At 70.1% G+C, this 14402-nt stretch carries 10 protein-coding genes; 3 read left to right on the forward strand and 7 right to left on the reverse strand.

Annotated elements, in window-relative coordinates; genetic code table 11:
* Positions 1 to 15: 15 nt before the first annotated feature.
* The 4 genes from OG379_RS33045 to OG379_RS33060 are packed head-to-tail and all read right to left on the reverse strand — an operon-like array spanning position 16 to position 5935.
* Positions 16 to 2253: a 1,4-beta-glucanase gene (locus tag OG379_RS33045; RefSeq protein ID WP_405666797.1), complete on the reverse strand. Its 2238-nt coding sequence runs from the start codon at positions 2251 to 2253 to the stop codon at positions 16 to 18.
* Positions 2254 to 2302: 49 nt separating this feature from the next.
* Entirely contained in the window at positions 2303 to 3238 is a 936-nt protein-coding gene (locus OG379_RS33050) for a carbohydrate ABC transporter permease (RefSeq protein WP_405668729.1), read from the reverse strand.
* Positions 3239 to 3243: 5 nt separating this feature from the next.
* The gene (locus OG379_RS33055; protein WP_405666799.1) at positions 3244 to 4260 is read right to left on the reverse strand and encodes an ABC transporter permease; all 1017 of its coding nucleotides are present in this window, start codon (positions 4258 to 4260) and stop codon (positions 3244 to 3246) included.
* Position 4261: 1 nt separating this feature from the next.
* Entirely contained in the window at positions 4262 to 5935 is a 1674-nt protein-coding gene (locus OG379_RS33060) for an extracellular solute-binding protein (RefSeq protein WP_405666800.1), read from the reverse strand.
* 412 nt (positions 5936 to 6347) lie between these two features.
* On the opposite strand from OG379_RS33060, the gene OG379_RS33065 reads away from it, so the two are divergent.
* Both OG379_RS33065 and yicI read left to right on the forward strand, forming a co-directional pair.
* A complete protein-coding gene (locus OG379_RS33065; protein ID WP_405666801.1) occupies positions 6348 to 9230 on the forward strand; it encodes a glycoside hydrolase family 3 C-terminal domain-containing protein in 2883 nt (960 codons plus the stop codon).
* Positions 9227 to 11494, forward strand: a complete 2268-nt coding sequence (gene yicI, locus OG379_RS33070; RefSeq protein ID WP_405666802.1) for an alpha-xylosidase — start codon at positions 9227 to 9229, stop codon at positions 11492 to 11494. The genes OG379_RS33065 and yicI overlap by 4 nt, the downstream gene beginning before the upstream one ends.
* 222 nt (positions 11495 to 11716) lie before the next feature.
* On the opposite strand, the gene OG379_RS33075 is transcribed toward yicI, so the two are convergent.
* Positions 11717 to 12211 (reverse strand): MarR family winged helix-turn-helix transcriptional regulator, encoded by a 495-nt coding sequence (locus tag OG379_RS33075; protein WP_405666804.1) that lies wholly within the window; start codon positions 12209 to 12211, stop codon positions 11717 to 11719.
* Between the two features lie 125 nt (positions 12212 to 12336).
* Here OG379_RS33075 and OG379_RS33080 point away from each other — a divergent pair, with 125 nt between their 5' ends.
* Positions 12337 to 13146: a cyclase family protein gene (locus tag OG379_RS33080; RefSeq protein WP_405666806.1), complete on the forward strand. Its 810-nt coding sequence runs from the start codon at positions 12337 to 12339 to the stop codon at positions 13144 to 13146.
* Between the two features lie 153 nt (positions 13147 to 13299).
* Here the strand turns inward: OG379_RS33080 and OG379_RS33085 are convergent, their stop codons facing one another.
* Positions 13300 to 13614, reverse strand: coding sequence for a metalloregulator ArsR/SmtB family transcription factor (locus tag OG379_RS33085; protein ID WP_362938604.1), 315 nt, complete (start codon positions 13612 to 13614; stop codon positions 13300 to 13302).
* A gap of 131 nt (positions 13615 to 13745) precedes the next feature.
* A complete protein-coding gene (locus OG379_RS33090) occupies positions 13746 to 14393 on the reverse strand; it encodes a nitroreductase family protein (RefSeq protein ID WP_405666807.1) in 648 nt (215 codons plus the stop codon).
* Positions 14394 to 14402: the final 9 nt, after the last annotated feature.

A 14402-nucleotide genomic window follows, 5' to 3' on the forward strand; every position in this document is an offset into this window, starting at 1 on the left:
GGACGTCTCGTTCCTCTACTGGGGGTCTGCGTACTGGATGCCGCGGCCGTTGGTGCCCAGATAGACACGGCCGTGGACGCGGGGGTCGCCGGTGATGACCTCACCGGTCCACCCCCAGCGGTGGGCGTCGTCGTTGATGCGGACCCAGCTCGCGCCCGCGTCGTCGGAGCGGAGCACGGCCACGCCGTCGTACGTCGCCGGGACCCGCCCGGTCTGGAAGACCGCCGGGTAGCCGGCGCGCCCCTTCCGCGGGGCGGCCTTCCCGAATCCGAGGGCGTGCGAGGCCTGGCAGCCCGCCACCGCGGCGAACGTGCGCCCGCCGTCCGTCGAGCGCAGCAGCCCGTTGTCCTTGGCGGACAGCCAGAGGTCTCCGGAGCGCCCCGGAGCCGCCGCGATGCGGAACTGCACGTCCCCCGAAGGGAGGCCTGTCGCGCCTTCGGTGAAGGTCGCGCCCCTGTCCGTGGACAGGAAGACGGCGCCCGTATCGGTGTCGTAGACGTAGAAGCGTTTCGGGTCGAGCGGGTCGGCGACCGGGGTTCCGCCCTTGGGGAACGTGGCCACCTCGGCCCAGGTCGCGCCGCCGTCCGTGGAACGGTGCGCGGAGTACTTCGTGCCGTCCCAGTGGACGAACGACCACAGAAGCGTCGCCCCGTCGGCGGAGACCGCCACCGGGCCTGGGGCCGAAGGGGCGATCGCCGGCTGGGAGATGAACGGCTGCCAGCTCGCCCCGCCGTCGTGGGAGTACGCTCCTGCCGAGTCGGAGCCCGAGGGCCAGCCCGTCCGCACGACGTACGACGGCTTCAGGGCGGCCAGGGCAAGTCCGGTGGCCGTGCCGAACACGGGGTTCGACGCCATGCCGCGCGACGGGGAGGCGGTCAGGGAGTCGTGGTACATGACCCCGATGTCGCCCAGGCCGCTGAGCAGCCGGGCACCTGAGGGCGGTGCGACGAGCTGGCGTACCGCCGACTCCTCCAGGCCTCGGATCTCCGGGGCCCAGTGCGTCAGGTCGCGCGTTCCGAAGATCGTGGCCCCGGTGCCGTACACGATGTGCTTCGAGTCGTACGGGTCGACGGCCACGGCCTGGATCCACCAGCCGAACTTCGGCTCCCCGCCCCACTTCAGATACGGGGTCTCCGAGACGTCCAGCACCGCGGTGTCCTTGAGCGAGGTCCAGCTCGCCCCGCCGTCCGTCGAGCGGAACAGGGTGTCCACCGCACCCCAGCGGTTGTTCGTGGAGACGACGACCGTGCCGGGGCGGGCCGCGTCGACGGCCACCCCGCCGTACCCGAACGCGTCACCGTCGCCGGGAGCGGCCGGGGTCACGTCGGTCCAGGTCCCCCTCACGGTGTCGAGGCGGTGCACCGAGCCGTCGGACTGGTTGTTCGGACCCGGCCCGTCCGCGTAACTCACGTACAGCGCACGGCTGCCCGCGTCGTACGCGGCGCGGACCGGTACCTTCGTCGATGCGCCGGCGGACGGCTGCCCGGGGACGGCCTCCCAGCCGCCGGAGCCGTCTCTCCGGTAGAGGGCGGTGCCGCCGTCGCCCCAGCCCGCGTACACCGTCCGGCCGGCCGCCACCAGCAGGGTGACGCCCTGGCCGCTCGCCGACGGGACGGCGGGGAAGGAGCCGTCGGCGGCCCAGGTGGCGCCCCGGTCCGTGGAGCGCAGCAACCCGTCGTGGCGTGTGCCGAGCCAGAGGGTCCCGCTGTCGCGGGGATCGACGAGGAGCCGCTCGCCGCAGCCCCGGCCGTCCTCGTTGGCCCCCAGCCGCACGGTGAGATCCGTGCGCGCCCAGGTCGCACCGCGGTCCTCGGACCTGAGCACCGCGCCCGGGGAGGCGTACGCCTGTGTGTACGTGCCCAGGGCCAGGTACAGCCGGTGGGGGTGGGCCGGGTCGACGGCCATCGCCTCGACCCCCATCAGGTTCCAGTCGTCCCAGCCGATGTGGTCGATGAGCGCCGTCCACCGGGACCTGCGGTCGTCCCAACGGTAGGCGCCGCCGATGTCCGTCCGGGCGTAGGCGAGGCCGCGCGCGGCGGGATGGAACAGGATGCCCGTCACGAAGCCCGTACCGCCGATCGCCGCGGTGCGCCAGCGGTGCGGCTGCGTCTTCGCGGGCCGCCGGGAGGCCTCGGCCGCGCCCGCCGCCGGCAGCACGGTGGCCGCGGCCGCGGTCACCGCCGCTCCGGCCAGGACGGTCCGGCGGCGGGGACGCGGTGCGGGTTCTGGCTGCGGGACGGGCGAAGCGCGCATGACGAGGACCCTCCGGTGGGGGAGTGACGTGGACGGACGGGGATGGAGCTCAGCCCTTGACGGCGCCGGTGAGCATGCCTTCCTTGAAGTGCTTCTGGACGAACGGCGACAGGAACGCGACCGGGATGAGCGCCAGCACCATGACCGCCATCTGGATGGCGAGCGGTGAAAGATGGCCGGTGTTGATGGCCTGGGCGAGGCCGGTGGGGCGTTCCTGCTTGAGGACCAGCTGGTTCATCACGTTCTGCAGTGGCAGCATCTGCGGGTCGCTGATGTAGATGGACGCGTTGAACCAGGCGCTCCAGTAGCCGACCGCGTAGAACAGCGTGATCACGGCGATGACCGCGCGGGACAGCGGCATGACGATCTGCCACAGGATGCGGAAGTCGCCGGCCCCGTCGATCCGGGCGCTCTCGACGAGCTCCTGGGCCGTACTCATGAAGAAGGCGCGCAGGACCAGGATGTTGAAGACGTTCAGCGCGCTCGGCAGGATCAGCGCCAGATAGGAGTCCGTGAGACCGAGTCCCTGGACCACCAGGTAGGTGGGGATCAGGCCCGCGCCGAAGAACATCGTGGCGAGCATGAACACCAGCAGCGGCCGGTGCAGCACGGACCCGGTACGCGAAAGGCCGTACGCGCACATGATGGACACCGTCATGCTGAAGAGCGTCCCGACCACCGTCACACAGAGGCTGATCACGGTGGCCCGGGTGACCTGGCCGCCGCCGAGAAGCTCCTGGTAGGCGACGAAGGTGACGCCGCGCGGGATCACCACCAGCCCGCCCGCCTCGGTGATGGTCCTCACCGAGGACAGACTCGTGACGATCACGACCCAGAGCGGGAAGAGGACCGCCAGACATATCAGGACCAGGACCACGCCCTTGGAGGCGAGACCCGTCCTCGACGGTTCCTCCTCCCACACCGGGCGCAGCCGGCCGCGCGTACCCGGCTTCACACCGGCCAAGCCGGTCAGTCCGGAGAGCAGGCTGCTCACTTCTTGTACACCCCCTGCTCACCCATGAGATGGGCGACCTTGTTGGCCCCGAGGACCAGCAGCAGACCGAAGATTCCCTTGACGATCCCGACGGCCGCCGCGTAGCTGAATCCGCCGTTGGTGAGGCCGACGTTCCAGACGTAGGTGTCCAGCACCTCCGAGGCGCCCGGGCCGACCGCTGTGCGCTGGAGCAGGATCTGCTCGAAGCCCACGGTCAGCGCGTTGCCGACCTGGAGCACCAGCAGCAGGGCCACGACGGGGCGCAGGGCGGGCAGGGTGATGTGCCACATCCGGCGCCAGCGGTTCGCGCCGTCCATGGCGCACGCCTCGTAGAGGTCGGGACTGACCGCCGCCAGGGCGGCGAGAAAGACGATGACGCCCCAGCCGGCGTCCTTCCAGATCATCTCGAAGGTGATCAGGAACTTGAACAGACCGGGGTCGGTCATCAGGTCGAAGCCCTCGTGGCCGTGCTCCCGCAGCGTCTGTGCGATGAGCCCGGCCCCACCGAACATCTGCTGGAACACGGTCACGACCAGGACCCAGGAGAAGAAGTGCGGCAGGTAGAGGACCGCCTGCGCCACCGCCCGGACCCGGGGCCGCACGAAGCTGTTGATGAACAGCGCGAGCAGGATCGGCACCGGGAAGAACAGGGTCAGCTGAAGGAGGAAGATCGTCAGCGTGTTCCGCAGCGCGGACCAGAACAGCCGGTCGTTCACCATCTGCTGGAACCACTCGAACCCGACCCAGGGGCTCTGCGCGATGGCCTGGAACGCGTTGTCCGCGATGTACGGGTCGTAGTCCTGGAAGGCGACGACGTTGCCCGCCAGCGGGACGTAGGCGAAGACCAGCAACAGCAGCATCGCCGGCAGGGTCATCAGCAGCAGCGTGCGGTCCCTGCGCAGCCGGTGCCGCAGGGGCACCTTCGTGGCGACGGGCCCGCCGCCGGCCGCCCGTGTCTTGACCGGCGGCGTCCGTGACTCCTGCGCGCGCCGGTCCTCTGTGCTCAGCGACATGTCAGGAAGCCGACTCGCCGGTCTCGTCGAGCAGCTTCTTGTACCAGTCGCGAAGCTTGTCGCCGCCCTTGGTCTTCCAGTCCGAGACCTGCTGCTGCATGTCGCTGACCTTCTTGCGGCCCCGCACGATGTCCTTCTCCAGGTCCTCGAACTGCGCGTTGAGCTCGGTGTAGCGGGTCGGCTCCTGGATCTGCATGCCGTGGAAGAGCGGCTTCTTCAGGTGCGCGCCCTGACGCTGCTGCCACTCGATGACACCCTTCACCACGTCGGGGTGGTCGGGGTAGGCCCGGAACGGCGCCGAGGTGGCGACGTACTCGTAGGTGGCGAAGACCTGGTTGTTGCCCTTCTCCGTCTTGGTGAGCACACCGTCCTTGAGGGTGTGGTGGGTGCCCTCGAGACCGTACGCCTTCAGGCGCTGCTCCTTGGTGCCGTAGGGAGCGGCGGTGTAGTTGGCGAGGGCGAGGATGTCCTCGACCGTCTTCTTGTCCGCGTCCTTGTTGACGAAGCACCAGATGTTGGAGGGCGCGGCCTCGTAGATGACCGGGTCGCCGCCGTCATGGGCGAAGAAGTCCATCGCCCCCATGCGGAAGTCCGGCTTGTCCAGCCGCTGGATCGCGGTGGCGGCGTACCAGTCCGAGATGTCGGCGTTGTACATGAGGGCGTTGCCGGAAGAGAAGGTGGTCCGCATGTCACCCGTCTCGGCCTTGGCGTCGGGGTGCACGAAGCCCGCCGAGTACAGGGAGCGCGACCACTCCAGGGCCTCGAGGTACTCGTCGGTCTCGTAGCGGTTGACCAGCTTGTCGTCGACGAGCTTCCAGTAGTACGGCTTCTCCGGCAGGACGCCGAAGAAGACGAACGCCGACCAGGTCATGTCGCTGCACGCCCACACCTTGCTCTTCGGGGCGTTGATCTCCTTGCAGAGGTCGTAGAACTCCTGCGTGGTGGTCGGGACCTCGTACCCCTTCTCCTCGAAGATGTCCGCGCGGTAGAAGGGGGTGATGTTCGGGGTCGCCTCGGCCGGCATGGGCAGGCCGCGGAGCTTCTCGGCGAAGACCCCGCGCTGCCAGGCGCCGGTGGGGATGGCCGCCAGATTCGGGTAGGCCTTGACTTTGTCGCCCGAGAGGTAGGGGCCGAGGTCGGCGAACTTGTTGGCGATGGCGGACGGGATCTTGCCGCCCAGCTCCCAGCCGGGGACGACGACGGCGTCCGGGATGCTGCTGGAGGCGAGCACCGCCCCGAGCTTCTGGCCGTAGACGTTGCCGTCCTGGTTCTGCCACTTGACCTTGACACCGACGGCCTCGTCCATGGCCGTCCAGTACGGGTTGCCCTCACCCGGCGAGGTGCCCCACAGCGGCGCCATGATGGTGAGCTCGCTGCCCTTGCCGAGCTTCTTCGGCACCGAGACCGCCAGCTCCGAGGCCGGGAGCGCGGTGGTGAATCCCACCGCGGAGCCGTTCTTGCCGGGGATGTCCGGGGTGACCGCCTTCGACGGCACATAGGCGGGAAGCAGGTCCTTCAGCTTCTTGCCCGTGGTCGTGCCCTCGTTCTTCGCACCGCCGGACCCGCCGCCGCAGGCGGCGAGGAGCGGCATCCCGCCGCCCACGGCTGCCGCGACAACCACGGAGGAGGCGAGGAATCGTCTCCGGCTGGGAGCGGAGGGGGAGTTCGGCGTCATGGGGTCAACCCTTCGTGGTGCAACAGGACGGCCCGCGGCGGCGATTGCCGCTCGGCCCTGTGTCTGAGGTAGGGGGCGTTACCGGCCGAGCCGGTGGCACTGCACCGGCTGAGCTGAAGCGGTCAACGGACTGCCTCGTCGAAGCGCTTCGATGTTGCAGCGAGGTTAAGTGAAGGGTCACGGCCACACAAGAGTTCGTTTCGATATTCCTCGGACCTGTTTCCGAACCGTCTCCCGCCACGGTGCGGCTCCCGTGCGCCCGGGGGAGCTCTTCGATGCGGCAACGCCCTTGACACCTAAGGGGTCGGCCGCAGAGCATCGAAGCGCTTCGAAAGATCTTCTCCTCGCGTCGAAGGACCACTCGGCGCCCGCAGAGCCCGAAAACCTCCCACCTCTCCAAGGGGACCCGCACGTGACGGACCATCCGTTTCCCTTCCGCGACCCGCAGCTGTCCTTCTCCCGCCGCACCGACGATCTGCTCGGGCGGCTCACGCTCGACGAGCGGATCGCGATGCTGCACCAGTTCGCCCCCGCGGTGGAGCGGCTGGGCCTCGGCCCGTTCCGTACCGGCCAGGAGGCCCTGCACGGGGTCGCCTGGATGGGGCCCGCCACCGTCTTCCCGCAGGCCGTCGGTCTCGGTGCCACCTGGAACGACGACCTGGTACGCCGGATCGGCGAGGCCGTCGGCGACGAGGTGCGGGCCAAGCGCGCCCAGGACGACCGCGTCGGGCTCAACGTCTGGGCGCCGACGGTGAATCTGCTGCGCCACCCGCTGTGGGGCCGCGGCGAGGAGGGGTACTCCGAGGACCCGGCGCTGACCTCCGCCATCGCCGTCGCGTACACCCGGGGGCTGCGCGGCGACGACCCCCACTACTGGCGCACCGCGCCCGTGCTCAAGCACTGGCTCGCGCACAACAACGAGACCGACCGCGACACCGCCTCCTCCTCGGTCCGCCCGCGCGTCCTGCACGAGTACGACCTGCGCGCCTTCCGCGACGCCGTACGCGCGGGGGCGGTCGCCGGGGTCATGCCGGCCTACAACCTCGTCAACGGTCGCCCCAACCACGTCTCGCCGCTTCTCGGTCAGTACCTGCGGCGATGGACGGAGCAGCCGCTCGTCGTCTGCTCGGACGCCGGCGCGCCTTCCAACCTGGTCGACTCCGAGCACTACTTCGACACCCACGAAGAGGCCACCGCGGCCTCCCTGAAGGCGGGCGTCGACAGCTTCACCGACCACGGCACGGACTCCACGGTCATGGCCGGCCGCATCCGGGACGCGCTCGCCAAGGGCCTCATCGACGAGAGCGACATCGACACGGCGGTCCGCCGGCTGCTCACCATGCGCTTCGCGCTCGGCGAGTTCGACCCGGAGCTCGATCCGTACGCGAAGGTGGACGCCCTGGACACCGAGGAGCACCGGGCACTCGCCCGGGAGGCCGCGGAACAGGCCGTCGTCCTGCTGAAGAACGACGGCCTGCTGCCCCTGGAGCCGAGGCGCGGCCGGACCGTCGCCGTCGTCGGGCTTCTCGGCGACGCCTGCAAGCTCGACTGGTACAGCGGGACGCTCATGCACCGCTCGTCGCCGCTCGACGGGATCCGTGAGCGGTACGGCGCCGAGAACGTCCTCTTCGCGGAGGGCGTGGACCGGATCAGGCTGAAGTGTTCCGACGGCTGGCTCCAGGTGCCCGTGGCAGATGGGGCGACGGACGGAGAGGCACGGGGCGCGGAAGGCGCCCTGGACCCGGCCCTCCTCGCCGGACGTACCGACCTGCCCCCGCTGATCTGCGGCGAGGAGGCCACCGAACTGGCCCTCGTCGACTGGGGCGACGGCGTTCTCACCCTGCGTACGGACGAAGGGCTGTACCTCTCGGTCGCCGACGACGGATACGTCAGGGCGTCCGCGGACGAGCCGGGCGGCTGGGTCGTCCAGGAGACGTTCCGCCTGGAAGCGGTGGAGGGGCACGACGGCGGGCACCTCCTTCTGCACATCGGGACCGGTGGGTACGTGTCTGTCGCCGCCGGCGGAGCGAAGGTTGCCGAGTCCGGCGAGAAGATTTCCCGGGACGCCGCCACGGTCTTCGAGCGGGAGACCGTCGAGCACGGCGCCGACGCCGTGGCCCGGGCCGCCGCGGCGGCCGACACCGTCATCGTCGTCGCGGGCAACGACCCCCATATCAACGGCCGTGAGACCGAGGACCGCACGACCCTCGCCCTCCCCGCCCAGCAGGACCGGCTGTGGCGTGCCGCGCTCGCCGCCAATCCGCGTACGGTCCTGGTCCTGACCTCCGCCTACCCGTACGCGGTCGGCGACGCGGCGGACGAGCTTCCGGCCCTGCTCTGGACGGCGCACGGCGGCCAGGCCGCGGGCACCGCGCTCGCCCGCGTCCTCGCCGGTGACGTGTCCCCGGCCGGACGCCTCCCGCAGACCTGGTACGCGAGCGACGACGACCTGCCCGGCCTGTTCGACTACGACATCATCGGCTCCCGGCAGACGTACCTCTACTTCGACGGCACCCCGCTCTACCCCTTCGGGCACGGCCTCGGTTACGCCGGCTTCACCTACTCCGCGCTGCGGACGGGGGTGGACGGCGAGCGCCTGCGGGTGTCGCTGACCGTCACCAACGACGGCAGTGTCCCCGCCGACGAGGTGGCCCAGCTCTACGTCCGCGCGGCCGGGCCGGGGGAGACGGACCTGCCCCTGCGCAAGCTCGTCGGCCACCGCAGGCTGCACCTCGCGCCGGGTGCGGCGGATCGGGTCGAATTCGACGTGCCGGTGGAGGAGTTGGGGCACTGGAGCGTGGCGCACGGCCGGTGGGCCGTCGAGCCGGGCGCGTACGAGATCCTCGCCGGCGCGTCGAGCGCCGACATCCGGCTCACCGCCACAGCGGTCGTCGACGGGGAGCCGCAAGGCCCGCGCCCGGTGGCGGCGCGCGGCCTGGAGGCCGCCGACTACGACGTCCAGAAGGGCACGGAGATCGTCGACCGCACGAAGGAGGAGGGTGATGCCGTCACGCCCGCCTCCGGCGACGGTGAGGGGCAACTCGTCTACCGCGCATGCGACTTCGGCGACGGAGTGGACGGCCTGAGGTTCCTGGCCGCGGGGGAGGGGACCATCACCGTGCACGCGAACGGCCGCAGCCTGGGGCTCCAGCTGCCGGACACCGGCGGACCGTACGACTACCGCGTCCTCGAAACCGCGCTCGGCATCCGGGGGGTGCAGGAGCTGCGTATCGGCCTCGAAGGCTCCGTGCGTCTCGCCCGCGTCGACGTCGTCCCCGGCAAGGAGTCCGCATGAAGTTCACCGACGGTTTCTGGCTGATGCGTGAGGGCGTCCGAGCCTCCTACGCGACCGAGATCCGTGATCTTCGTGTCGACCCCGACCGGTTCACCGCGTACGCGTCGGTCAAGCGTGTCGCGGCGCGCGGTGACACGCTCAACACACCGCTGATCACGGTCGAATGCTTCTCCCCGGCCGAGGGTGTCATCGGCGTGCGCACCACCCATCACGCGGGCAGGGCCCGGCGCGGGCCGGACTTCGCACTTCTGGCGGACGACACCACGGGGCCCGGTGCCCGCACCCACAGGGACGGCGCGGTCACCGAACTCACCAACGGGCCCCTGACGTTGCGCATGGACGGTGACGGGCCCTGGGGGATCACCTTCCTCGACGGTGACGGCCGGCGCCTCACCGGAGTGGACCCGAAGGGGACCGCCTTCGCGACCACACCTGACGGCGTCCACCACATGATCGCCCAACTCGCCCTGGAGGTGGGCGAGAACGTCTACGGTCTCGGTGAGCGTTTCACCCCGTACGTGAAGAACGGCCAGACCGTCGACATCTGGCAGGCCGACGGTGGCACCAGCAGTGAACTCGCCTACAAGAACATTCCGTTCTACCTCTCCTCCCGTGGCTACGGCGTCTTCGTCAACCACCCCGGCAAGGTCTCCTTCGAGATCGGCTCGGAGTCCGTCGGGCAGGTGCAGTTCAGCGTCGAGGACCAGTCGCTGGAGTACTACGTCGTCGCCGGCCCGACGCCGAAGGACGTCCTGTCCCGCTACACGGCCCTGACAGGCAGGCCGGCGCTGCCGCCGGCCTGGTCGTTCGGCCTCTGGCTGACCACGTCGTTCTGCACGTCCTACGACGAGGAGACGGTCACCTCCTTCGTCGACGGCATGGCCGAGCGGGGTATCCCGCTGAGCGTCTTCCACTTCGACTGCTTCTGGATGCGCGAGTACCAGTGGTCGGACTTCCTGTGGGACCCCGAGGTCTTCCCCGACCCGGAGGGGATGCTGGCCCGCCTCAAGGAGCGCGGGCTGCGCATCAGCATGTGGATCAACCCCTACATCGCGCAGAAGTCGGCCCTGTTCGCGGAGGGTGCCGAACACGGTTATCTCGTGCGGCGGGCCAACGGCGACATCTGGCAGTGGGACCTGTGGCAGCCGGGCATGGCACTGGTCGACTTCACCAACCCGGGCGCCCGCGCCTGGTACAACGACAAACTGCGTCTGCTGCTCGACCAGGGCGTCGACTGCTTCAAGACGGACTTCGGCGAGCGCATCCCCACGGACGTCGTCTGGCACGACGGCTCCGACCCGGAGCGGATGCACAACTACTACGCGCAGATCTACAACCGCACCGTCTTCGAGCTCCTGGAGAAGGAGCGGGGCGCGGGGGAGGCGGTGCTCTTCGCCCGGTCGGCGACGGCGGGCGGGCAGCAGTTCCCGGTGCACTGGGGCGGCGACTGCTTCGCCTCGTTCACAGCCATGGCGGAGTCCCTTCGGGGAGGTCTCTCCCTGTCGCTGTCCGGATTCGGCTTCTGGAGCCACGACATCGGCGGCTTCGAGGGCACCCCCGACCCGGCGGTCTTCAAGCGCTGGCTCGCCTTCGGCCTGCTCTCCTCGCACAGCCGGCTCCACGGCAACGTCTCCTACCGGGTGCCGTGGGAGTTCGGAGAGGAAGCCGTCGATGTGGCACGGAAGTTCACCCTGCTCAAGCACCGGCTCATGCCCTACCTCTACGGAGTGGCCGCGGAGGCGCACCGTACCGGCGTGCCGATGATGCGGCCGATGCTGGCGGAGTTCCCCGGCGACCCCGCCTCCCGCACCCTGGACCGGCAGTACATGCTCGGCCCGGACCTCTTGGTCGCCCCGGTCTTCACGGAGGACGGCGAGGTCGAGTACTACGTCCCCGAGGGCACATGGACCTCGCTTCTCACCGGTGAGAGGGTCACCGGCCCCGCCTGGAGGCACGAGACGCACGGCTTCGACAGCCTGCCCCTGCTGGTCAGGGACGGCGCCGTACTTCCGTGGGGCGCCGACGACCAGCGCCCGGACGGGGACTGGCTCGACGGCCTCACCCTGCGGGTCTTCGGCTCCGGACCCGGCGAGAGCACGGTCACCGTGCCTGATCTGTCCGGCGCCACCGCGGCCGAGTTCCGCGTCGTACGGGACGGCGGCGGTACGCACGTCACGGCGGAGGGCAGCGGCCGGCCGTACCGCGTGAGCATGGAGGGATCCGGTGCGGTGGCGGCGGGGGCAGGGACGGTCACAGTCGTCTGACCCTCCGCTCCTTGACGATCAGGCGGCCCGGTGCGCGATGAGCGCCGGGCCGCCCGGCGTATCCGCGCCCAGGCTCCGGGGGCCCCGTCGTTGACACGGCCTGCCCATCGCTCGATACTTTGACGTGCTTCTATAGTTCTAAAGATTGCGAACCATCAAACAGGTGCTACCTGCTGTCCAGGAGGCGTGGTGTCCCGCATCGGAACGGAGTCGGGCCGGAGCTCAGTTCACGTCGAGGATCTTGCCCACCAGCCGGGTCAAGGTCCGCCGCTCCGACGCGGTCAGGGCGCCGAACGCCCTGTCCAGCAACCGCGGCACGCCGTTCTCGGCCTCCTCCAGCGCAGGCCCCGCCTCCGGCGTCAGCGTCACGGCGTAGGCGCGGCGATCCCGGGGGTGGCGCTCACGTCGCACGAGACCGGAGTCCTCCAGGCCGTCGATACACCCGACCATCACACTCCGGTCGATGCGCAGTTGCTCGCTGAGCTCCTGCTGGGAGCACGGGCCCACGTCATGCAGCATCTTCAGCACCAGGTGCTGGGCCACGGTCAGGTGGTGCCCGGACAGCTCCTCGTCGATGGTGCGGGCCACCAGGGTCGTCGCCCGGCACATCGCGATGTCGGGGCGCTCCTGCACCAGCTTGGAGAAGTACCGGTCGCGTCCGCCGGGCCTCGGCTCCCGGCTGTTCGAGGCGATACGGGAAGGCTGCGTGGCGGTCATGACTGCTCCTCCTGCGGTCCAGGACGGCGGGCCATCCGGTGATGTCGGATTGTCCATCCAAAGAATGTCTTCGCTCCTCAGTCTAGCGTCGGCTCCCGGATGCCGACCGAACGGAAGGTGCTTCCATGTGCAACCCCCAGACCGTCGCCGCGTCCCTCCCGCCGGAGTCCGGCAGGGCCGGCACGCACGACTCCACAGCCCCCGCAGCGGAACGCCCCGCCCCGCGGGTCACGCTTCCCACCGGCACCGTCCGTGACCTCACCCACGTCGTGGGCCCCGACTGGCCGGTCTTCGACCTCTACGTCAAGCCGATGGAGATCCGGCGTCTGGCGAACCTCGCGGAGCACGAGTACAACGCGCTGGAACTGACGTACAACGAGCACATCGGCACCCACATCGACGCACCGCTCCACTTCGACGACGACGGCCTCTCCGTCGAGCGGATCCCGGTGGAGACCCTGGTCGCCCCGCTCGCGGTCGTCCGGGTGGGGGAACGTGCCGCCCGCGACCACGTCACCGAACTGACCGTCGACGACCTGCTGCGCTGGGAGAGCCGCAACGGCCGGATACCCGACGGAGCCCTGCTCGCCGTCGACAACGACTGGGCGGTGCGGATCGAGACTCCTGGAGCGTTCCTCAACTTCGACGAGAAGGAGGGGCTCTACCGCTTCCCGGGCATCTCGGTGGAGGCCGCGGCCTTCCTCGTCGAGGAGCGTTCCGTGGTCGGCGTCGGCACCGACTCGCCGAGCCTCGACCCCGGCTCCCGCCCGGCCGATCCGTACACGCACCGGGTGCTGCTGCCCGCCGGCAAATACGGCGTCGAATGCCTCGCGGGCCTCGACACCGTCCCCGACGTCGGCGCGGTCGCCGTCGTCGGTGCTCCCCGCCACCTGGGCGGCACAGGCGGCCCGGCCCGGGTGCTCGCCTTCCTCTGAATCACCGAACCGCCGCACCGCCACCCGGACGGGCTTGCCGAGGGAGGTGTCCGGGCCCTACGCGACGACGCGGGCTGCCGGCGGACGGAGGAGCGCCGGACGAACCGTCCGGCGCTCCTCCGCTGCCCACGTCCCGCCCGGTGCGACCGGAAGTCAGGAGATGCGGGAGCTGTCGTCGGCGAAGGCCACATCCAGCAGCCCCGGGAACCGGGCGTCCAGGTCCTCGCGGCGCAGCGACATGTAACGGTGGGTGCCCTCGATGCGGGTGTGGGTCACGCCCGCGTCGCGGAGCACCTTGAGATGGTGCGAGAGCGTCGACTTGGAGAGCGGGATGCCCAGGCTGCCGCAGGACTGCTCCTCGATCCCGACCAGACCGCGCACGATGGTGAGGCGCGTGGGATCGCTCAGTGCGTGGAAGACCGCGGTGAGCTCGATGTCCGACCGGGCCGGGTGGCTCAGGGTACGCACGGCTCTCTCCTCTCGCTCACCTCTGACTGCGGAGGGTGCGGGGCCAACTCTGATGTTTCGTAGGTTTGCACATCATCGAAATAAGGGCAACCGCGCCTGCGTCGGCGCGGTTGCCCTCGTCCGTCCGACGGCTACCAGGTGTCCCAGTGGGCGATCTCCTCCGTGCCGACCCGGGGCCCCGGCCGGAAATCCGTGCCGATGGTGTGAGCGAGCGGGATCAACGCGGCCTGGAGCACCGTCTCGTACGGGATCCCGAGTAGTTCGGCAGCCTCTCGCTCGTAGTGCAGGTGCGGGGTCGTCCACGCGGTACCGAGCCCGCGGGAGCGGGCCGCCAGCATGAACTGCCAGACGGCCGGCAGGATCGAACCCCAGGTGTTCGCCTGCCCGACGTGCGAACTGTTCTCGTGCCGGCCCTGGACGCGGATGCACGGAACCACCAGCACCGGTACCTCGTGCAGATGCTCGAAGAGGTACTGGGCGCTGTCCGCGATCCGTTGGCCACGCACCAGGTCACCGCGGTTCACGCCGTCCCTCACGACCTGCTGGCGGGGCCGGGCGAGGCCCAGCCGGTACAGGTCGGCCAGTGCGGCCCGCTTGGCCGGGTCCGTGACCAGGACGAAGTCCCAGCGCTGCCGGTTGCGCCCGGTGGGCGCCTGGGAGGCGAGCTGAAGGCACTCGTCGATCAGCTCGCGTTCCACCGGCCGGTCCAGGTCGAGGCGTTTACGGACGGCGCGTGTGGTGGTCAGCACGTCGTCGGCGGTCAGGTCGAGCGGGGGCATGAAGCTCCG

The sequence above is a fragment of the Streptomyces sp. NBC_01166 genome (genome assembly GCF_045039765.1).
In the GTDB taxonomy this organism is placed as follows: Bacteria; Actinomycetota; Actinomycetes; order Streptomycetales; family Streptomycetaceae; genus Streptomyces.

What these genes read in the sequence shown, in the direction of transcription:
- OG379_RS33055 (WP_405666799.1), bottom strand. Translation starts at nt 4,260, where the DNA reads ATGTCGCTGAGCACAGAGGACCGGCGCGCGCAGGAGTCACGGACGCCG.
- OG379_RS33090 (WP_405666807.1), bottom strand. Translation starts at nt 14,393, where the DNA reads ATGCCCCCGCTCGACCTGACCGCCGACGACGTGCTGACCACCACACGC.
- OG379_RS33060 (WP_405666800.1), bottom strand. Translation starts at nt 5,935, where the DNA reads ATGACGCCGAACTCCCCCTCCGCTCCCAGCCGGAGACGATTCCTCGCC.
- OG379_RS33080 (WP_405666806.1), top strand. Translation starts at nt 12,337, where the DNA reads ATGTGCAACCCCCAGACCGTCGCCGCGTCCCTCCCGCCGGAGTCCGGC.
- OG379_RS33045 (WP_405666797.1), bottom strand. Translation starts at nt 2,253, where the DNA reads ATGCGCGCTTCGCCCGTCCCGCAGCCAGAACCCGCACCGCGTCCCCGC.
- yicI (WP_405666802.1), top strand. Translation starts at nt 9,227, where the DNA reads ATGAAGTTCACCGACGGTTTCTGGCTGATGCGTGAGGGCGTCCGAGCC.
- OG379_RS33075 (WP_405666804.1), bottom strand. Translation starts at nt 12,211, where the DNA reads ATGACCGCCACGCAGCCTTCCCGTATCGCCTCGAACAGCCGGGAGCCG.